This is a genomic window from Listeria booriae, assembly GCF_000766865.1.
Taxonomy (GTDB): Bacteria; Bacillota; Bacilli; order Lactobacillales; family Listeriaceae; genus Listeria_A; species Listeria_A booriae.
This window is the reverse complement of sequence record NZ_JNFA01000004.1, coordinates 17,897-38,437: the sequence shown is the minus strand read 5'-3', so window position 1 is coordinate 38,437 and position 20,541 is coordinate 17,897. Positions and strand designations below refer to the sequence as shown.

The following is a 20,541-nucleotide window of genomic DNA, read 5'->3' as shown; positions in this document are numbered from 1 at the left end:
GATGAGTCAAATCGTGCGTATTTACAAGATGTCGTATATATAATCGTGTTTAGCATGAAACTAAACAACGTGATTTCCGAAAATATGTAGAAATTGTGACGAAAAGTTATGTTTTATACTATTTTCATTGCATTTATTCCTATTCACACCTAAATATTAGCACATATTATCTCATTAAACCAGAAAAGACCTGTAATTTGTTAAGAATTTTAACAAAAACAGGTCTTTAGTTTGTGGTTATTGTTACTTTATATGACGTTTTTCACAATTTGATTGGTCGATCTAATTCATATAAATGGCGATAGCGTTCTTCACGCCCAAGCAGTTCTTGATGCGTGCCATTCATAATCATAGTGCCATTTTCTAAGAACAATACTCGGTCCATTTTCTCCACACCAACAAGATGATGCGTTACCCAAAGCAACGATTTCCCTTGCAATGTCTCAAAAATTGTCGCAAGTAACGCTTTTTCAGTGATTGGGTCAAGGCCAACTGTCGGCTCGTCCAAAACAACAATCGGCGTATCTTGCAGTAAAATTCGCGCCAAAGCAATCCGTTGCCGTTCTCCACCTGAAAAACGCGCACCCATTTCTGTCATTTGCGTCTTATAACCATCCGGCATGCTCATAATGAAATCGTGCAGCTTCACTTGCCGCGCCACCTCTTCCACCTGCTCATCAGTCGCATTCTGATTACCCATTCGAATATTATTCAATACCGTCGTGTTAAACAAATGCGCCTTCTGATTCAGCATCGCAATCGTTTCCGCAATTTGTGGCCGCAACTTATTCACTGGCTCACCATTCAACGTAATCGTCCCAGATGTCAGCGCCAAAGCCCCTTGCACTAATTTCAAAAACGTCGATTTCCCAGTACCGCTTCGTCCTAAAATCGCAATTTTATCGCCTTGTTTCAACTCGAAATCCAAGTTTTGCAAGACCGGTTTTGCGTCGGCATAGCCGAATGTCAAGTTTTCCGTGCGTAGTGTTACATTTTCGTTATCGATCGTGATTTTTTCAAGCGCGCCTTCTTCTTCCCAAGTTAGAAGTTCCGCGTCTTCGATTTGTTCCAGTCGCGCCAGTGAATCTTTATACAGCGAACCGTCACTCACCGCATTGCTGACCGGAATAAAGCTTTCCGATAATGCCAAAATCGCCAAGACAAAGGCTGCAATGAAAGTCGGAGCGAACACGCCGTCCACGACTTGCTCATTCGTCCAGTACACCATCGAAACGACCATCACGCCGATGATTAATTGCCCAACAAAATCACGCAATGTCGCAAAACGGGCTTGTTTCGTTTCAATCGCAAGCAGTTCTTTCTCGTCCGCCTCATATCCCGCGATAAAGCTTTTTTCACGACCGCTGAACATCCAGTCGCTAATGCCAAATACCGCGTCGGTGAATTTCTGATATAGCTTGTTACGTTCTTGTTTCATGTACGCATTCTTGCCGCGCGCGTAAAGCAATGACACCCAAGGCATCACCAGCACGAGTAGCGCAATGTAGGCGAAAAACAGAATCGCAAACGGTATCGAAAAGACGCCTAGCGAGATCACAATGCCGCCATAAAGCACCATCGCCACTATGTTTGGTAATAACGTCGTCAAATAATAATTTTGCAAATGCTCGATGTCATCCGAAAGCAAGCCCAGAATGTCGCCCGTCCGGTAACGCGAACGTAGTAACAATGCTTGCGGCTCAATAATTCGGTACAAACGCACACGCATTTTCTCCAAAATTCGTAGCACGAGCGAATGGCTCGCAAGGCGCTCCACGTAACGCGAAACGGCCCGCATAATTCCAAATGCTCGAACCCCAACAATCGGCACATAAATCAGCAAAATCGTCTCAGGAATCGTTGCCGCCGTTGAGATCAAGTAACCCGACGTGAACATGAGCGCACCAGTCGAGAATACCGTCAGCAACCCTAGAAAAATAACCCAAAGGAAGAGCATCCGATTTTGTTTCAAGTACGGTCTAATCCAACTACTTTTTCTCATCAGATCTCCTCCAATTGCGCTTTAATTAATTTCGCGTAAAAGCCTTCTTTTGCAAGCAATTCCGCATGTGTGCCAACTTCGACAATCGCGCCATGATCCAACACGATAATCCGGTCCATTTCAAGCATCCAGTGCAAGCGATGGGTCGCAAAAAAAACAAGGCGATTCTCAAACAAATCAAGCATTGGCTGCTTCAATTCATACTCCGTCTCAATATCCAAATGCGCCGTCGGTTCATCCATCAACACAATTCGGCGATCACTCAAGAACGCACGCGCAATCGCAATCCGCTGTTCCTGACCACCACTAAGTACGCGTCCAGCCTCACCAACAAGCGTATCATATCCCGCATCAAGCTCCGTCACAAGATCACGCAAGCCCGCCGCATTCGCCGCACGTTCCACAGCCGCATCATCACTTTCCGGCGCATAAAAACGAATATTCTCGCGCACCGTTTCATGAAAAAGATAAGGGTGTTGCGGAATATACGTCACCTGACTCTGCCAAGCCGCATCGCGCAACTGCACACGTTCCTCATCATTCCAAATAAATTCCCCATTCGTCGGCTCCAAAAAGCCACTCAAAACATCAATCATCGTCGATTTCCCTGCCCCGGTTGCCCCAATAATTCCGATTTTCTCAAAACCAGAAACAGAAAAATTCGCCGCTTCAAGCGATGTCGGCGCATTCTCTTGATGCTGCACCGTAATATTTTGCAAAGCAAATCGCGTATTCGCATCATAATCTAGCGTCTGATCCGTCGCAACTTCCGTCACATCTTTATCAATAATCTCTTGAATCACGCGCCCAGCCTCTTGCCCGTCAAGCGTCGCATGATAATCCGAGCCGACCTCCCGAACTGGCAAAAAGTACTCCGGCGCCAAAATCAAAATGCCAAGTGCAATTGGTAAATTCATCGTCATTTCAATCAAGCCTAGCCCAAGAAACACCGCCACCGTCGCCACCGACAGCATCGTAAAGAAGTCCAGCGCAAACGAAGACAAAAACGCCATCCGCAATGTCCCCATCGTCGCCTTGCGATAATCCGTACTCACCTTCGCAATATTGCGTTCATGCGAGCGACTAATCCCAAGATACTTCAACGTCTCCAGGCCCTTCAACGAATCCACAAAATGGTTCGACAACACGCGATGCGTCTCAAACTGCCGATCCGCCTGCTTCTTCGTCGCCAGCCCAATCATAATTAAAAACAAAATCAATATCGGCAACGTCAAAATTAGAATCGTGCCCGACGTCCGATCTTCTATAAATACGTAGATTAAAATCATCACTGGAATAATCGACATGTTCATCAGTTTTGGCAAAAACAGCTCCAAATAACGTCTGAAATCCGCGACGCCTTCCATGACCATCGTCACCACTTTCCCCGTTCCTTCCGCACTTGTAAAACGCGGCCCAAGTAGAAACAGTTTGGAAAGCAATTGTTCCCGCATCAACGTTCCCGTTTTTGCAGCATAGTCATAGACAATTTTCCGCTTCCATACATTCAAAAAATGCCGCACGAGATAAGCCCCCGCAAAGAGACCTAAATCGAACAGCGCGTCGCCCCACGGATCACCGTGAAACAATGTCGTAATCGCAGTCGCTAAATATCGAGCCATCGCAATGATAGCCGCGCCCTGAATCACTGTCAGGACGGCTAGCATTGCAAGGATTGGTTTTATACCTTGATATTTTAACAAATCTCTACCCATTAGTACGTCATTTTCTCCTTACTAGATACACGTTTGCGGAACACGTAATAACTCCAAACTTGGTAACCAAGTACGAACGGAAGCAACGTCAGCGCCACAATCGTCATTACTTTTAGCGAATAATCGCCGGATGCTGCATTGTGAATCGTTAAATTGTAAAGCGTATCTGTGGAACTGATCATCACACGAGGGAATAGCCCCGCAAAAATCGAACCAATCGTTCCAACAATACCAAGTCCACTAAATGTAAACGCCCAACCTTCGCGGCCCTTCCATAGGGAAAGCGCAGAAAGCACGTAAAACACGACTGTCAAACCAATCATAATTGGCAATAACACTGGACGAGCTTCGAAAATATCTGTGTAGAAAATCGCCATCACAACGAAAATTGCAAGTACAGGAACCGTTACGAACCACATCCGTTTTGCAATACGATTCGCGCGTTCACGAATTTCATCATGCGTACGAAGCGTAATGAAAAGCAAGCCGTGGAAGTAACAAATAAGTGTCACTGTCACACCACCCATAAGTGAGAACGGCGTAATGTAATCAAAGAATCCTGCGTTCATATTCATCTCGCTATTAATCGGCATCCCCGCAACAAGTGAGGAGAACAATACGCCAAGCAAGAACGGCGGTAAAATACTACCGATAAAAATAACCCAATCCCACGTTTTCACCCAAGCTTTTGACTCATGTTTGCCGCGGAATTCAAACGAAACACCGCGTCCAATAAGCGCCAGCAAGAAGAACACAAGTGGAATATAATAGCCACTAAACATTGTCGCATACCAGTTCGGAAACGCCGCAAAAATCGCGCCCCCAGCTGTTAGCAACCAAACTTCATTGGCATCCCAGAAAGGTCCAATAGTATTGATTAAAACACGACGTTCCAAGTCATTGCGCGCGACAAAACGCGTGGACATACCAACACCAAAGTCAAATCCTTCTAAGAAGAAGAAACCGATAAATAACACAGCAACTAAAAGGAACCATAGTTCATTCAAATCCATTTTACTGCGCCCCCTTTAGATCAAATGGATCGACAGACACGACTTCTTTTTTGCCTTTTTTATCGTCGTGATCATGCCCATTTGGCCCTTTTTTGATTTCGCGAACGAACAACCATACGAGAACAATTGCAAGCGCTAGGTAAATCGTCGAGAAGGCAATCAGTGAGAACAATATCGAGCCTGCCGAGACATTCGGTGAGACCCCGTCTGCCGTTGACATATAGCCAAACACTACCCACGGTTGACGCCCTACTTCTGTCATAATCCAACCCATCGAGTTCGCCAAGAACGGGAAGCCAATCATTGGAATCATTAAACGTAAATACCATTTAGATGTTGTCAATTTCTTACGCCAAGCAAGGAAAGCTCCCCACAAGCCGAAAAGAATCATCAGCATTCCGGAAAGTACCATGATACGGAAACTCCAGAATGATGTTTTTACTGGTGGAATGTAGTTCATATCTTCCCCGAAGCGATCTTTATACTTCTCTTGATATTCTGCTTGTAGTGATTTCATACCTTGTACACTACCAGAGAATGTCGAATAGGAAAGGAAACTTAGCGCGTACGGAATGTTGACTTCCCAGGTGTTTTTCTGGTTAGCCACATCAATACCCGCGATCATCGTCCAAGGCGCAGGGTCAGCCGTGTCGTCCCATATCCCTTCTGTTGCTGCCATTTTCATCGGTTGTGTTTTAACAAGGTATTGCGCTTGTTGGTGACCACTGAAGGCCGTACCGAAACCACCGATAATAACGAGAACAAGTGCGATTTGGAATGACTTACGGAAGAAGTCCACATCTTGTTTTTTAAGTAATTTGTAGGCACTGACACCCGCGACAAAGAATGCCCCAGTTGCAAAAGCCCCGAAAATAACGTGTGGGAACTCGACAAGCAGTTGCCCGTTTGTAATAAGTGCCCAGAAGTCGTTCATTTCTGCGCGTCCGTTGATTTCTTGGAAACCGACTGGATGTTGCATGAAGGAGTTCGCTGCTAAAATCCAGAACGAAGAGAATACCGTTCCGATTGCAACGAGCCAAATGCACATTAAATGCAGCTTCTTGTTTAAACGATCCCAACCGAAAATCCATAGTCCGATAAATGTTGATTCCATGAAGAAGGCTAGTAGCGCTTCAATAGCAAGCGGCGCACCAAATACATCCCCTACGAATCGCGAGTAATCCGACCAGTTCATCCCGAATTGGAATTCTTGAATAATCCCTGTTACTACCCCTACTGCGAAGTTAATTAAGAACAAGTGTCCCCAGAACTTCGACATTTTTTTGTAGATTTCTTTTTTCTTCACAACATACAACGTTTCCATAAGAGCAACCATAAATACAAGTCCAATAGAAAGTGGTACAAATAAGAAATGGAACACGGTTGTTGATCCGAATTGAAGTCTAGCTAAGAAAAGTTTATCCACCTTTTTTCCTCCTTTTGATCATATTGGGCGTTTAACCCGTTTTGTTAGCGTTACAATAATTTGGCATCTATATACTATACACGTTAAATGATTGTGAAAAACTGCGAATATAAAGATGTTTACTTGTGTTAAAATTCACAAATAAAGCCGCTAAGAAAAACAAATCGGAATCCCCTGATTTCGCTTTGTTTTTTTCGCATTTTCTAATTATGCCTATTTCTTCACATAAATATGTACAGCGAGACCAAATTAAAATAAGTCTTACTTAATCTTTATTCTATCCTATTTCCGCCTAAATTTGTTTAGTTCTTTTGGTTCTATTTTCTTAAGGGAAAACGTGGAGACGCGAAATGAGACGGGCGGCTCGATTCAGTGGCATCAGCTAAATGCGCATTTTTTCACATAAAGTGATAGAGTGGACATATTTTGAAGTAAAATAGGTATTAAGACTCTTTTTGTTGCTTTTTCCGTGCGCGCAAGTCTCGGAAGAAGTTGGTTAGGATGGCGCCGCATTCTTCGGCTAGTATGCCGGATTCGACGTTGCATTCGTGATTGAAGCGCGAGTCTTGGAGTAGGTTCATTAATGTCCCTGCTGTTCCGGCTTTCGGGTCGGCGGCTCCGTAGTAGACCGTTTCGATGCGGGATAATAGGATGGCACCGCTACACATTGGGCATGGTTCTAGGGTGACGTATAATTCTGCGCCTTCTAAACGCCAAGCATTTTGGTTGTGGCAGGCGTCTTGGATAGCTAAAATTTCGGCGTGCGTGATGGCGTTGTTCGTTGTTTCGCGGAGGTTGTGTGCCCTGCCGATGATTTCGCCGTTTAGCACGACGACTGCGCCAATCGGGACTTCCCCTTTTTCGCGTGCTTTTTCTGCTTCTTGTAGCGCCTCGCGCATGTATTGTTCTTTGTTCATCGCGTTACCTCCCAATTCTTCTTTATTTTAGCATAGGGGCGGGATGGATGCCTTTTATTTGCTTTGGTTAGTTTGATATAGTACCATGTATTAATACTAGGTACTAATTATGCGGAAACTTTGAAAAAATTGATATATCAAGGAGAGATTAGGAAATGAAGTCTGAAAATTTGATTGCACCTGAATTTTATAATATTACGGATGAAATCGCGCAGTTTGACTCGGAGAAGACGGCTTTGGTTTGGGAAAATGAGGCTGGCGAAGTGCGGGAATGGTCGTATCATCGGTTGCTTGAGACGGCGAACCGGTTTGCGAATGTGATGACGGATGCTGGGATTGGCAAAGGGGATCATGTGATTGTGATGATGCCGCGCTTGCTGGAAACGTATGCGGTTTATATGGGAATTTGGCTGACTGGCGCGATTATTATTCCTGCCTCAGAACTTTTGAAGGCGCATGATTTGGAGTATCGGATTCATCATGCGAACGTGAAGGCGGTCATTGCGGATGCGAGTTGTACGGCGGAGTTCGATAAGATTGCGGATGCGCCGAGTGTTGTGACGCGGATTGTGGTTGGTGGTGCGCTTGACGGTTGGCAAAGTTATGAGCAGTTGATGGAGAGTGCTGCGGTGACTTTTGAGAAGGTGACAACGCGTAAGGATGATCCTTGTTTGCTGGCGTTTACGTCTGGTACGACGGGAAATCCGAAAGGTGTGGTGCACGTGCATGGCTGGGGTTATGCGCATATTCGGATTGCTGCGGACCATTGGTTGGATATTCGTGAGAGTGATACGGTGTGGGCAACGGCTGGTCCTGGATGGCAGAAATGGGTGTGGTCGCCGTTCTTGTCTGTGCTTGGAAAAGGCGCGACGGGATTCATTTATAATGGTCGCTTCCACCCTGCGAAACAATTGAAGCTTTTGCAAGATCGGCAAGTGAATGTGCTTTGCTGTACGCCGACGGAATACCGATTGATGGCGAAAGCGGATCATTTGAACACCTATGATTTGAGTCATTTGCGTAGCGCGGTGTCTGCCGGTGAGCCGCTGAACCGTGAAGTTATCAGTGTTTTCCAAGATAATTTTGATATTAAAGTTCGTGATGGTTATGGGCAAACGGAAAGCACGCTGCTGATTGGAACGCTGGTTGATTTTCCGATTCGTCCGGGTTCGATGGGCAAGCCGATTATGCCAGAATACATGGCGATTATTGATGAAAATGGCGAGCCTGTTGGTGTCGGTGAAATTGGCGATATTGCGATGCGCAAAGATTTTCCTGCCCTGTTCCAAGAGTATTATAAAGAACCTGAACGTTTGGAAAAAGCGATTCGTGGCGATTATTTCGTGTCGGGCGACCGCGCGTATCGTGATGAGGACGATTATTATTGGTTCCAAGGTCGGAATGACGATATTATTATTAGTTCGGGTTATACGATTGGACCGTTTGAGGTGGAAGATGCCCTGACGCACCACCCTGCCGTGAAGGAAGTTGCTGTTGTAGCGAGTCCAGATGAGATTCGTGGGACTGTCGTGAAGGCCTTTATTGTATTGAAGGAAGGATATGACGGAGACAATTCGTTAATACGCGAGTTGCAAAACTTTACGAAAAACCGCACTGCGCCTTATAAATATCCGCGACGGATTGCGTTTGTGGAAAGCTTGCCGAAAACCGATTCAGGTAAAGTTCGACGTGTCGCTTTACGTGAAGCCGAGTTCGCACAAATTTCTCAATTTTAAGCTACTAAGTGCAACACAAAAAGCCACTCCTTGCTGAATGGCTTTTTTGTGTTGACACACTGGAGTTGCTAGTTTTCTACAGTATGAGCTACTCATTTAATACTATTTCTAGTTGTTTGTTAGCTATTATTAGATTCAGGATGCCCTCTTTGTTAAAACTGCTGGATATTTCCCGTTAAATTGATTACTTTTAATTTTCAAAACCCTAATTTGGGGGATGATCGGGGTTTTTTCACGGAAAAAGTTAGCTTTTTTAGAAATTATGCTTCCAGCTCGCGGCTTTACGGTGTTTCCTGTGATTTGTACCGAGACGATTTCTGCTTGACCTAGCAAGCTAAACAAGTTCTGATTGTTCGCTAGCCCTTTTACGATAAATTGGTTATCTTGAATAATCAGCTTCTTTACCCTGCCAATCGGTATGGTATCGTAGTTGGCTGGCGCGGTATCGGTATCGATTTTATTGTTCGAAAATTTGAGTTGTTGGACGATGTAAGCTGTGTTGTTACGCCAAGAAATGACAGCTGGGCGTTGTTTTGTTTTTTCATTTTTGATTGTGTTATTGGTGACTTCGAGGTTTTTTGTAGCACCATTGATTGCGATGAATTTATTTAGGACATTGTATGCTCTGTTGTTTGCGATTTTGAAGTCGCCTCCTGAAAGAACAATGCCTTCGTCTGGGGAATTGGTGGTTTTACTTTTATTGAAATCATTATTGTGGATATTCGCGCTGGGGATATTGATTAGGTAGAGGCTGTTATCAATGACTGCGTTGAAAGCATTACTATAGATGTTGAGCTTGTTGATTTTATTGCCCTGGGCTACGATGGCTTGGTTTACTTTAGTGAATTCGTTATTGTAAATAGTAATATTATCGCTTGTATTGCCTTGGATTGTAATACATCGGTTTAGTTCGTTGAGCGCCCGACCATATTGATAGCCGTTGTTGATGAAATGGTTATTGCGGATAGTGATATTCTTGCTGTCAGTGAAGGAAATCGAACTGTCGACTGCGCGCCAACCATATTTTTTAGAGTAACCTGTGAAAAAGCAGTTCTCGATAATGAGGTTTGTATTTTGGCGGAAGCTTACTGCGCCTCGACCGATTAGCGCTAAATCGAAGCGAACATTTTTAATCGAGATATTGTTGGCCCCAGCTTGATATTGGAGTAATGACGGGGTTTCTGAGTTTCCTGCGCCTTTGAAATTTGCCTTGATGATAGAGCCACCAGGTGCGCCTTGGATGCTACATTTGATGTTTTTGATTGGCTCATTGACGATGTAGGTGACTTCTTTCTTATCTCTTAAAATGAGATTCCCAGATTCAGCTTGTTCGATGAGTGGTTTGAGATCGACTACTGTAGCAGCTTTCGTTTTTATGGAATTTTCTAAAATAATTATACAAAATACAACAATTAGTGAAGTGATACTTAATACATATAATTTTTTCAATGTGGCTTTCCCCCTTACATAATTCTATGAGTCCCATGATTGTAATTATTATTACTTTCCCCAAAAATTACTTCTGGAAACCACTCGCTAATCGTTGCTAAATCACGCGAAATTGGGTACAATCATTCCAAAGAGAAAGGGATGGTGTAGATGGAAACTCGATTTATAGAGGCTAATCAAACGCATGATTTGCGCCACCGTGTGTTGATTCCAGATCATCCAGTGGAGGCGCTTGTGTACCCTGGTGATGACGACGCGACAACGTTTCATGTAGGTGTTTTTGATGATGAGGAATGCTTAGTGGCGATTGGGAGTTTTTATGAAGAGGCGGATAGCCAGTTTGATGGTAAGAAGCAGTATAGGTTACGCGGGATGGCGAGTGATCCGAGTGCGCGATTGCAAGGGCTTGGAAAAGCGGTGATTGTGTTTGCAGAAGAAGAACTCGTGCGACGCGATGCCGATTTGCTTTGGTGTAATGCTCGTGTCATTGCGACTGGTTTTTATGAGAAAATGGGATTTCATTCGGTTGGCTCGGAGTTCGTTATACCTAAAATCGGTGGGCATTACAAGATGGGGAAAATACTATAAACAAGAAGAAACGTGTTCTAATTTTTTAGGATTCGTTTCTTTTTTTGGAGCCTACAGCCGCCTCATACTATTGTACTAAAATCGCAAAATTGGTATAAATAACTCGGTTTTTAGGTAAAAAATTCTCTTTTTTGTCACAGTAAAATACTTATTTTGGGTGTATAATGAATCAAGTAAAATACGAAATGGAGATGATTTTTTGACACCAGTAATACCAAAAATTATTAAGACCACGATTTGTTTAGCAGTTCTTACTGTTCCCTTTGCTCAGCAACACACGAATGTTATAGCTACCGCCTCAGTCACAGCCTCACAAGACAATGTAGCCATTCCTGATGATGCCCTAAGAGCTTATTTAAATGGTCGCCTCGGTCAAGCAAGTGACGCAACGATTACAGAAGCCCAAATGGATAGCCTTACTACTATTTCTTTACAAAATCTAGCAGTGACGGATTTAACCGGTCTTGAATATGCACACAATGTCACTCGATTTTCATGCACAGCTCCTAAATTCACCAATTTCGATGTCCTCACGAAATTAACAAAACTAGACTATCTATCGATTTCTGGTAGCCAAGTTACCTCAGAAATGATTCCTGATCTTAGCCCCCTTACTAATTTAACTACGCTTGACTTATCACGCAGCAGAAATTCCAATGAAATTTTAACGAAAATTAATAATTTGCCGAATTTGTCGACTATTAATCTTAGCTATAACTCGATGATAACGGATTTTATGCCTTTACAAGTGCTGCCTAAGCTTAGTGACCTTAATATCCAATTTTGTGGTGTAGCTGATTTTCACGGAATCGAGACTTTCTCGACGCTAAAATACTTTACTGCCACTGGGCAAAATGTTGGTTACGGTGTTCCGATTAATTCTAGAATCAAAAGTTCAGCGCTGAATTATGATGAGGAAGGTCAAACATTGTATATTCCTTTTTCGCTTATGACGGGAAGAACGGTTAATTTTGATGATTTTGTTCCTAATTTCACGACTTCAACTACAGCAACAGATACTTTTTTTACACTGAATAATACGCAAATAGATGGTAGTAGATTGACAGTTAGTACGGAAGGCTTAACGGTGAGTGGTGTTGCTAAAGCTGATTTTGCAAACCTTACTGACATGACATATAATGCGCGAATTAATATGCCAGCTGGTTCTTATGCTGCACCCGCTCACATGACAGCGACGAATTATAAAATTTCGGTGCCTATGTATAAGCATTCGTTTACTGTTGAGCATTCGCTTACGATTACTGCCGACGACGCGATTAAATATATTCAAAACGAACCGCTGACGGAAGAACAGTTTTTGCAAGATATTGGAGCAGTGACAGATGATGGCACTGCGATTTCGAGTGATTTCGCGGATGTTGTTGATTTTGGTACGCCTGGTGTTTATGTGGTGACATTAAATGCGGAAAATAGCGTTGGTCTGAAAGCAACACCGGTTCAGGTGGAGGTCACAATTCTCCAGAAACCAGTGATTACAGCTACGGATAAAATTAGTTATGCGAAAGACGCAAGTAAAACGGAGACTGAATTCTTAGCAGATATTGCTGCAGCAACGACTGATGGTAGCGCCATTACGAGTGATTTTGCGGATGCTGTTGATTTTACGACACCTGGAGATTACACGGTTACGCTGCATGCAGAAAGTGCTGATGGCGTTAAGGCTGAGGCTTTGCAAATTGTGGTGACCGTCGAGGCGGCTGAAGAGCCAGTGGTTCCCGATCCAGATCCAGTTGATCCTGTAAATCCTGTTGACCCGGTTGATCCAATCAATCCAGTTGATCCTGTGAATCCTGTTGACCCGGTTGATCCAATCAATCCAGTTGATCCTGTGAATCCTGTTGACCCAATCGATCCAGTTGATCCAGTCGTTCCTATGAATCCTGTTGACCCGGTTGATCCAATTAACCCGACTAATCCAGTGATTCCTGTCGATTCAGTGCCGACATTTGATGATGTCATTATTGGTTCAGGCTCTGACCCTATGTTTGTGGTACCTGCTGGGTTGAATGTGACTGATCCAATCGCGCAACAAAACGCAACATCTAGTAAAACGCAATTGCCGAAAACGGGAGATTCTTTACCATTTGAAAATATTATTTTGGGTGGCTTGTTTATTGGTGCTTCGTTCCTGTTCTTGCGTAGAAAGAAATTAATGCAACGATAGGATAGGAAAGGCTGGAACGTTTGGAGTGGCATGGCTCCTTGTTCCAGCCTTTTTGTTTTGGTTCTATTGGATTTTTTTACTTAAACGTTAATATTGATAATTATACTTCTTATAATCGAACAACACCACAACGGTTACTTTCTCATTCGACAAGTCTATTCCGAATGCCAATTTTTGATTTGTTTTGTCATCTTGGAATTCAATGAGATTGCCGTAGCGTTCTGTGTTTTTTTGTCTGTAGTTCGTTCCATATTCTCGTTTTACATCTGCAAGGCTACTGCCAATACCGATTCCTCTTTTTGTTGTAAAATTTTGTCCGGCTATCTTATCGCTTAACTCCAAGCAGATTATTTCTTTTGTTTTTGTATGTACGATAAAATTGCCTGCATCACTGATTTCAGGATAATAGTGCCTTATTTGTGATTCGTCCATTCCGATAGCTAGTTTGCCGACTCCTTCGTTTTTTAGAGAGGTACTTTCTATTGGCCAGGTGTCTTTTAGCCATGTGATTCCTAGAAAAGCGCAGAGGCCTGCGAAGAGGATTCCGACAGTTAGTAATGTCTTTTTTAGCATGTTTCTCCTTTCTAGTGATGTACTTATGCATTTTTGCTCATGTTTTCACTATTATAACGCATTCGATTTCATTTTCTCAACTTCTAGTTCGCGTTCATCAGAATGTGAACAAACTGTCACAAAAAATAGTTTCTTCTTTCCAAAAACCTAAACTGCCTTTCTTGAAACTATTTTTGTATCTTCTATACTTAAGTTAGAGGACGAAAAAATAGCAATTTAAAGGAGATTAGACATGAGAAAAAGTGTCATTTTACTACTATGTTTTGCGATTCTGGGAGCAGGATTAGCAGGCTGTGGTAATTCAAATGCAACGGATAAAACGGATACGACTAAAAAAGCTGATACGGCTGTTCAAGATGAAAAGGCATATTTCACGCCAAACTGGAGCGACGAATGGAAAGGTCTTAAATCGCAAGTGTTGCTTGTGACTGTCGTTAAACGGGATAATGCCAATATAAAAACGTCGGATATCAAAGATGAAGGAATCGTTCGAATCAAACTTCGTACACAAAATACGTCGGAGCAAACGATGCAAACCTTTCTAAATGAGGCGAAATTGACAATTGGAAAGTCTGAATACAAAATTTCTAAAGAGCGCAGTACAAACATCGAACCAGCTATCGATAAAGGGCGTAGCGTAGAAGCGATTTTAATGTTCTATGTTCCAACACTGAAATCTGCAAAAAATATCGATACGGCTAAACTTGAATGGACGGTTAGCACGGAGGCTGATAAGGCTAAGGTGAATGATACTAATTCGAAAAAATACCAAGTGGATTTAAAATTGTCTGGTAAATAACTCATGGACCATTTCTTATAAAAAAGCTGCGTTTCTAAGTGAATCAATGGCTAGAATTCACTGGACCGATCAGCGACTGGAAATATCAACAGTTGATTAAATCTGCCTTGACTTCTAGCTCAAAATCGCATACATCAAACAAAAATGACTACTATCAATTTGGACGTTTATCCCAAAACTGATAGTAGTCATTTTTTATTTGTTTATTTTTTTCGTCTGAATAATAGGCTTCCTAAAGCAATACATGCTAAACCGAACCAGCTTAGCGTTTGAGACGTCTTGTCTCCTGTTCTTGGCAGTTCTTTATTATTTGCTTTTGGTGTTTTGCTTACGTCCTTATCCATTACTTTATATGTGTCTGGTTTGCTGATTTGGATATTATTGCTCACTATTTTGATTTGTTTCGTAATATTACCAGCTTCTTTATCATTGACACTTAAGTCTGCAAGTACATCGAAATCATCATGTTGCTCCATTTTTACTTCTGTTTTTTCAGAGATGACTGGCGCTTCTGTTACTACAACTACGCGAGTGAACGTCGCCTTATTTCCTTCTTTATCTGTTACTTCATATGTTATCTCATACGTACCTGATTTGCTCGTATTCACTGGATTATCTACTATTTCGTGAGTTCTCCGTTTTCAAGGGCTATAGCCGCTGAGCTAGCTTGTATATGATCCGTTTGTCCCAGCCTATTCACAGTATTATTTTTAAAGGCAGATTAGCCAATCGTTTTATATCTTACATTTTAGGGTAAAATATTTCATAGCGGTCTGATTCAAACAATATAGAAAAAAGGGAGCGACAAACATGAAAAAACTATCCATCGCTTTTATTACATATACAATTATTCTTGGGATTGCCATTGGGGCGATTGCAGCATTGTTCTTAGCACTTATTCAAATTTCAATCGATTTTATTTGGACAGAATTTCCGGACCAAATACATGCGCCCATTTATTATCCATTAATCATAGGGTTAATTGGCGGAGTTGCTGTTGGGGCGATTCAAACGAAGCTCGGTCCTTTCCCCTACACGATGCATGAAAACATGGCAGAAATGCGTAAAACTGGTCGTATCGAATATAAAAATCGCTTACTGTATACTATTTTAGCAGCTTGGGTTATTCTTTCGTTCGGAGCAAGTTTAGGTCCAGAAGCTGCTTTAATCGGGATTGTCGGTGGTATCACAACGTGGGTTATCGATCATATGAAGTTGACTGTGCAAAGAAAAGAAGAAATGATTAGTCTCGGTGTTGGAGCGATACTTTCCGTTATCTTTCTGGCTCCATTTAACGGTCTTGCTGAGAATTTAGATGAAGATATAAATAGAAAAAAAATGCCGAAATGGTCAAAACTAGTGTTGTCTATTTTAATTTCCGTTACTGCATTGGCCACATTTATTTATATAAAAGGAGTACTTCCTATTCCTAAAAGCGTGTTTGCGATTCGCTTACCGGATACGGATTGGTCTTGGCTGGATGCTGCTCTCTACATTCCGGCACTAATTGTTGGCTTACTTTTTGGCATGTACTTCCTATTTGTTCAAAAAATTATTACTAAGCTGCTAAAACCTATTTCTAATAAGTGGATACTAGCGTTGATTGGCGGTGCTAGTATCGGCGTGTTTGGGATGTTCTCACACTTTTTCCTATTCTCTGGGGAACATCAACTAGTCGAATTAACATCTAACATCGATGACTATTCTGTATTATTTTTACTTGCTTTAGGTATGCTAAAACCTGTACTTGTTGGGCTTTGTATGCAAAGTGGCTGGAAAGGCGGAATGATTTTCCCAGCGCTATTCACGAGTTGTGCTATGGGTTATGTGGCTACTTGGTGGTTAGATTCGCCAGTCGCTTTCTTGATTACTATTTTTGCCGCAGCTAGTTGCACGAAAATCGTTGGTAGTCCACTTTTAACGAGTTCGATTTTGCTATTCATCTTCCCATTACAGTTCTTTCCTTTTATTCTCATTACAGCATTTCTCGTTAGTCGGCAATGGTTTAAAAAGACAGCAACAACTGCATAAAATAAGAAATGGTGCTCCGGTGCCATTTTTTTATTGAACGTGTAAAATGTACAGTTTTTTTATATTTTTCCTGAATAAATTGTCGAATTCTTCATAATTTTAGATATAATTATGTGGTATACTTTTTTTAACAGCTTTTGTTTAGCTCATACATAGTAGAGATGAGAGGGGATAGTGAATGATTCTGGCTTAACTCCTTTATCCATTGAAGCACAGGTAAAATAATTAAAAACAAGAGCCGTTTCTCATCGAATCTCCTCCTGGTAATTAGGACGAGATTTGGTGAGGAACGGCTTCTTTTTATTGTTGATTTGTTAGTTTTTTATTGCGTTCTGCTAGTTCAACTAAGTACATTTTTTCGAGTTTGTCGGCTTTGTAGAAGAACAGTGCGATTCCTGCGATGACGAAACCGATAATTGGTATCCAGATAAAGTTGAATTCGATGGATTGAAGTGCTGCGGCTGTTTGGGTTTTATTGGCTTGGTAACCTCCTGCTGCTAAAATTCCTGCTGTCATGGCACCACCGATTCCCATTCCGAACTTCGCGCCGAAGCTTGATGCGGATGTTAATAAACCTTGGGCACGAACGCCGCTTTTCCATTCGCCGTAATCGACAGTGTCGGCAAGCATAACAGAAAGAAGTCCTGAGATGAAGCCTGTTCCGAAGGCATTAATGACAACGCCGACGATGATGATTGGAACGCTCAGGCTATGTGCACCAACGCCCATAATGACTTGTCCGATAATGGCTAAAATAAGTCCGCCGACCATTGTGTTTCGTTTGCCTAGTTTTCCGGCTACGGCTGGGGTCATTAGTAAGGTTAGCAGGGAGCCGAATGCTAGCGCCATAATCATTGGTACTAAGTCTTCGCGACCTAAGTTATATTTGAAGAAATACACGGTTGTCTGGTTTTTCATCGTCATTGCCATCCAATAAATGAAGTTCATCAAAATCATGATGATCCACGGCCAGTTGCGCTTCATTGCTTTGACGCTGTCTTTTACGCGCACAACTTTTTGGACGTTTTCGATGCGTTCTTTTGTGTTGAAGAACGTGTTAAGTAATAATACGACCGCGATGATCGAAAATATTAAAATCGTTAGGAAAAAGCCTTTTTGGTCGTTGCCTTTTCCGAGTGCTGCTACGATTGGTAATGTGAAAACGGTTACGATAATTTGTCCGAGTGTGCCGCCGAATTGACGCACAGTTCCAAGGACGGTTCTTTCTTTTGGATTATTGGTTAAGCTTGGTAAAATCGATGTGATTGGCAAGTTCACGCAAGAATATAAAATACCTACTAGAATATAGGTGACGTATGCCCATGCGATTTTGCCTGCGTCGCCAAAGCCTGGTGTGGTGAAAGTTAGTACGCACATTAAGCCAAAAGGAATGGCGAACCAAAGGAAGAACGGGCGGCTTTTTCCCCATCGCGTGTTGGTGCGGTCGATGAAAATACCAATGATTGGTCCGTCAAAAGCATCGATAACACGCGCGACTAGAAATAAGGTCCCGACTGCTGCGGCGCTAATTCCGTATACGTCTGTGTAGAAAAACATTAAATAGGTTGAAATTACTTGAAATGCGAGATTACATGCGGTATCACTTAAACCATAACTAATTCTTTCTTTCCACGGCACCATCGCTTTCAATGGTTGTTCTGCCGTCATTCTTCCTGTTGCCTCCATAAAAATTCCACCTTTCTAATGTTCCTATCCTCATCTCTGGAATAGGAACATTAGTTTTTATGATAATTTGATTGTTTTTTCGGTTGTTTCGTAGGTTTTTGTTGCTGGGTTGTGTTGCTTGTGCCAAATGATGGTGTATTCTGTTAGGCCTTCTGTTTGGACGGTGACTTCGTTGTTTTTGTTTTGGACTTGGATGGTTGCTTTTTGTCGGCCGGTTGCTTGATAAATGCTTGTGTTTGCTTCGGAACCGTCATTTTCGAAGCCGTAGATGTGAATGGCTGGTTTTTCGGCATAGTCGTATTCGGCGTGATTTTCTTCGGCGCCATGAACGATAATGCTGTTTTCTTTTGCTAAAAGTGGCAGGCTCATGTAGTCGTGGTGTTCGGAAACCCATTGGCCGCCGTCGTAAACTTGCTCGGTCAGGATGTTCGTCCATTTTCCTTTTGGAAGGTAGAACTCGGCTTGACCTTGGTCATTAAAAATTGGGGCTACTAGCAGGTTCTCGCCTAGCATGTATTGGCGGTCTAGCGTTGCGGCGGCTGGGTCTTCGGTGTAAGCTAATACCATTGGTCGCATAACTGGAACGCCTTCTTTATGCGCCGTTACGGCTTGTTTGAACAGGTATGGCATGAGGCGCATTTTTAGTTTTGTAAATTTGCGGGTCACGTCTACTGCTTCTTCGTCGAAAATCCATGGTACGCGGTACTCGACGTTTCCGTGGTAGCGGCTGTGCGAAGAAAGTAGGCCGAATTGGGTCCAGCGTTTGTAAATGTCTGGTGTCGCGCCTTCTTCAAATCCGCCGATGTCATGGCTCCAGAAGCTGAATCCTGATAGCATGAACGATAAGCCGCCACGTAATGATTCTGCCATCGAGCTGTACGTGGACAAGCAGTCACCGCCCCAATGTACTGGGAATTTCTGCGAACCGGCTGTTGCGGATCTAGCGAATAGCACGGCTTCTTGCTCGCCTTTCTTCTCTTTTAATAAGTCAAAAACGACTTCGTTATATTGATACGCGTAATAGTTGTGCATTTTTTCTGGGTCGGAGCCGTCGAAATACTGGACGTCAGTCGGGATTCGTTCACCGAAATCGGTTTTGAAGCTGTCTACGCCCATATCAATTAAAGCGCTCAACTTTGCGCGATACCAAGCACATGCGTCTGGATTGGTGAAGTCAACAATGGCCTGGCCGCCTTGCCATAAATCCCATTGCCACACGGAGCCGTCTCGATTTTTAATGAAGTAGCCATGTTCTTTACCTTCCGCGAACAATGCGGATTTCTGCGCGATGTACGGGTTGATCCACACGCAAATTTTAAGACCTTTCGCTTTTAGTTTCGCCAACATTTTTTCAGGCTCGGGGAACACGCGCTTGTCCCACTCGAAATTGCACCATTCGAAATCCTTCATCCAGAAACAATCAAAATGGAAAACGTCTAGCGGAATATCGCGGTCTTTCATGCCATCGATAAAGCTGTTCACCGTCTCTTCATCGTAGTCCGTGCAAAACGATGTGCTCAGCCAAAGCCCGAACGACCAAGCTGGCGGCAATGCTGGTTTACCCATCAAATCCGTATACTTCCGCAAAATTTCTTCCATGCTTGGACCGTAAATAAGAATGTATTCCAGTCTTTCGCCCGCTACGCTAAATTGATTTTTGGAAACATGCTCGGAGCCGACTTCAAACGATACGTTTTCCGGATGATTCACAAATACGCCGTACCCTTTATTGCTAACGAAAAATGGGACGTTTTTGTAGGACTGGTCGCTACTTGTGCCGCCGTCTTTATTCCAAATGTCAACGGTTTGTCCATTTTTCACGAAATTGGTGAAGCGTTCGCCAAGGCCATAAATGTTCTCGCCAACGCCTAAGTCAAGCCGTTCCCGTATGTAATTTTGCGATGACGAAGTGATGTAGCCTTGCCCATTCACGTCTGATTTCGTCAAAAATTGGTCTTTCCCGTAAAATGTTAACGCGTAATTCTCTTTGTTAATAACGACGCGCAAATCGCCTGAGCTTACCGTAATGTCGCCGGCTGTTTCGCTAGATTTCAAAGCAACGTGCTCATCTTCTACTGGAAAAGCTGGTGACTTCGTTGTGCTACCGTCGTGATGCGTTAAACGAATCGTCATCACATCTTCTCGTGGCGAATGGATTTCCGTTGTCATCAAGCCAAGGTTTAAGGTGTCACCACGTGTTTTAATTTTTTTAAATGGTGCGTGAATTTTTAGTGAATCCGCTTTCAATTCATAATCGAATACTTCTTTAGGGTTTTGAATCTCGAAGCCTTCTTTTACGAGCCAAATACCATCAGTAAATTTCATTTTCGTCCCTCCTAGTTCGTTAGCATAATAAACTAACTAACATCATAATAATACGGCAACTTTGTTTTGTCAAGCGCTTACTTTTCTATTTTGCAC

Annotated in this window: 15 protein-coding genes; 5 read left to right on the top strand and 10 right to left on the bottom strand. The window is 42.8% G+C overall.

Going from position 1 to position 20,541, the window contains the following annotated elements; all coding sequences use genetic code 11:
* Positions 1–262: 262 nt before the first annotated feature.
* The 5 genes from cydC to tadA form a co-directional block, all read right to left on the bottom strand.
* A complete protein-coding gene (cydC, locus tag EP57_RS02010; RefSeq protein WP_036083734.1) occupies positions 263–2,002 on the bottom strand; it encodes a thiol reductant ABC exporter subunit CydC in 1,740 nt (579 codons plus the stop codon).
* Positions 2,002–3,717: a thiol reductant ABC exporter subunit CydD gene (gene cydD, locus EP57_RS02005; RefSeq protein WP_036083732.1), complete on the bottom strand. Its 1,716-nt coding sequence runs from the start codon at positions 3,715–3,717 to the stop codon at positions 2,002–2,004. Before cydD ends, cydC begins: the two co-directional genes overlap by 1 nt.
* Positions 3,717–4,730, bottom strand: coding sequence for a cytochrome d ubiquinol oxidase subunit II (cydB, locus tag EP57_RS02000; protein ID WP_036083730.1), 1,014 nt, complete (start codon positions 4,728–4,730; stop codon positions 3,717–3,719). The genes cydD and cydB overlap by 1 nt, the downstream gene beginning before the upstream one ends.
* 1 nt (position 4,731) lies before the next feature.
* The gene (locus tag EP57_RS01995; RefSeq protein ID WP_036083728.1) at positions 4,732–6,156 is read right to left on the bottom strand and encodes a cytochrome ubiquinol oxidase subunit I; all 1,425 of its coding nucleotides are present in this window, start codon (positions 6,154–6,156) and stop codon (positions 4,732–4,734) included.
* Between the two features lie 443 nt (positions 6,157–6,599).
* The gene (gene tadA / locus EP57_RS01990) at positions 6,600–7,073 is read right to left on the bottom strand and encodes a tRNA adenosine(34) deaminase TadA (RefSeq protein WP_036083726.1); all 474 of its coding nucleotides are present in this window, start codon (positions 7,071–7,073) and stop codon (positions 6,600–6,602) included.
* A 155-nt stretch (positions 7,074–7,228) separates the two neighbouring features.
* Between tadA and EP57_RS01985 the strand changes: the two genes are divergently transcribed.
* Positions 7,229–8,809 carry an acetate--CoA ligase gene (locus EP57_RS01985; protein WP_036083724.1) on the top strand — a complete coding sequence of 527 codons (1,581 nt, stop codon included), beginning with the start codon at positions 7,229–7,231 and terminating at the stop codon, positions 8,807–8,809.
* Positions 8,810–8,944: 135 nt separating this feature from the next.
* On the opposite strand, the gene EP57_RS01980 is transcribed toward EP57_RS01985, so the two are convergent.
* Positions 8,945–10,258 carry a right-handed parallel beta-helix repeat-containing protein gene (locus EP57_RS01980; RefSeq protein ID WP_036083722.1) on the bottom strand — a complete coding sequence of 438 codons (1,314 nt, stop codon included), beginning with the start codon at positions 10,256–10,258 and terminating at the stop codon, positions 8,945–8,947.
* A 150-nt stretch (positions 10,259–10,408) separates the two neighbouring features.
* Here EP57_RS01980 and EP57_RS01975 point away from each other — a divergent pair, with 150 nt between their 5' ends.
* Together EP57_RS01975 and EP57_RS17075 are read left to right on the top strand one after the other, a co-directional pair.
* Positions 10,409–10,846 carry a GNAT family N-acetyltransferase gene (locus EP57_RS01975; protein ID WP_036083720.1) on the top strand — a complete coding sequence of 146 codons (438 nt, stop codon included), beginning with the start codon at positions 10,409–10,411 and terminating at the stop codon, positions 10,844–10,846.
* A 199-nt stretch (positions 10,847–11,045) separates the two neighbouring features.
* Entirely contained in the window at positions 11,046–13,031 is a 1,986-nt protein-coding gene (locus EP57_RS17075; RefSeq protein WP_052167481.1) for a LapB repeat-containing protein, read from the top strand.
* Positions 13,032–13,118: 87 nt separating this feature from the next.
* Here EP57_RS17075 and EP57_RS01965 read toward each other — a convergent pair whose 3' ends face one another.
* Positions 13,119–13,604 carry a hypothetical protein gene (locus EP57_RS01965; protein WP_036083718.1) on the bottom strand — a complete coding sequence of 162 codons (486 nt, stop codon included), beginning with the start codon at positions 13,602–13,604 and terminating at the stop codon, positions 13,119–13,121.
* A gap of 232 nt (positions 13,605–13,836) precedes the next feature.
* Between EP57_RS01965 and EP57_RS01960 the strand changes: the two genes are divergently transcribed.
* The gene (locus tag EP57_RS01960; RefSeq protein WP_036083716.1) at positions 13,837–14,403 is read left to right on the top strand and encodes a hypothetical protein; all 567 of its coding nucleotides are present in this window, start codon (positions 13,837–13,839) and stop codon (positions 14,401–14,403) included.
* 203 nt (positions 14,404–14,606) lie between these two features.
* Here the strand turns inward: EP57_RS01960 and EP57_RS01955 are convergent, their stop codons facing one another.
* Positions 14,607–15,011, bottom strand: a complete 405-nt coding sequence (locus EP57_RS01955) for an LPXTG cell wall anchor domain-containing protein (protein ID WP_036083714.1) — start codon at positions 15,009–15,011, stop codon at positions 14,607–14,609.
* A gap of 202 nt (positions 15,012–15,213) precedes the next feature.
* Between EP57_RS01955 and EP57_RS01950 the strand changes: the two genes are divergently transcribed.
* On the top strand, positions 15,214–16,434 hold the full coding sequence (locus tag EP57_RS01950; RefSeq protein WP_036083712.1) for a chloride channel protein: 1,221 nt from the start codon (positions 15,214–15,216) through the stop codon (positions 16,432–16,434).
* A gap of 300 nt (positions 16,435–16,734) precedes the next feature.
* Here the strand turns inward: EP57_RS01950 and EP57_RS01945 are convergent, their stop codons facing one another.
* Positions 16,735–18,120, bottom strand: coding sequence for a glycoside-pentoside-hexuronide (GPH):cation symporter (locus EP57_RS01945; protein ID WP_036083710.1), 1,386 nt, complete (start codon positions 18,118–18,120; stop codon positions 16,735–16,737).
* 57 nt (positions 18,121–18,177) lie between these two features.
* Entirely contained in the window at positions 18,178–20,445 is a 2,268-nt protein-coding gene (gene yicI, locus EP57_RS01940) for an alpha-xylosidase (RefSeq protein WP_036083707.1), read from the bottom strand.
* Positions 20,446–20,541 lie beyond the last annotated feature (96 nt).

Excerpts from the sequence above, each read along its gene's own strand:
- EP57_RS01965 (WP_036083718.1), bottom strand. The coding sequence starts at position 13,604 with ATGCTAAAAAAGACATTACTAACTGTCGGAATCCTCTTCGCAGGCCTC.
- cydC (WP_036083734.1), bottom strand. The coding sequence starts at position 2,002 with ATGAGAAAAAGTAGTTGGATTAGACCGTACTTGAAACAAAATCGGATG.
- tadA (WP_036083726.1), bottom strand. The coding sequence starts at position 7,073 with ATGAACAAAGAACAATACATGCGCGAGGCGCTACAAGAAGCAGAAAAA.
- EP57_RS01960 (WP_036083716.1), top strand. The coding sequence starts at position 13,837 with ATGAGAAAAAGTGTCATTTTACTACTATGTTTTGCGATTCTGGGAGCA.
- yicI (WP_036083707.1), bottom strand. The coding sequence starts at position 20,445 with ATGAAATTTACTGATGGTATTTGGCTCGTAAAAGAAGGCTTCGAGATT.
- cydD (WP_036083732.1), bottom strand. The coding sequence starts at position 3,717 with ATGGGTAGAGATTTGTTAAAATATCAAGGTATAAAACCAATCCTTGCA.
- EP57_RS01985 (WP_036083724.1), top strand. The coding sequence starts at position 7,229 with ATGAAGTCTGAAAATTTGATTGCACCTGAATTTTATAATATTACGGAT.
- EP57_RS01945 (WP_036083710.1), bottom strand. The coding sequence starts at position 18,120 with ATGGAGGCAACAGGAAGAATGACGGCAGAACAACCATTGAAAGCGATG.
- cydB (WP_036083730.1), bottom strand. The coding sequence starts at position 4,730 with ATGGATTTGAATGAACTATGGTTCCTTTTAGTTGCTGTGTTATTTATC.
- EP57_RS01950 (WP_036083712.1), top strand. The coding sequence starts at position 15,214 with ATGAAAAAACTATCCATCGCTTTTATTACATATACAATTATTCTTGGG.
- EP57_RS01975 (WP_036083720.1), top strand. The coding sequence starts at position 10,409 with ATGGAAACTCGATTTATAGAGGCTAATCAAACGCATGATTTGCGCCAC.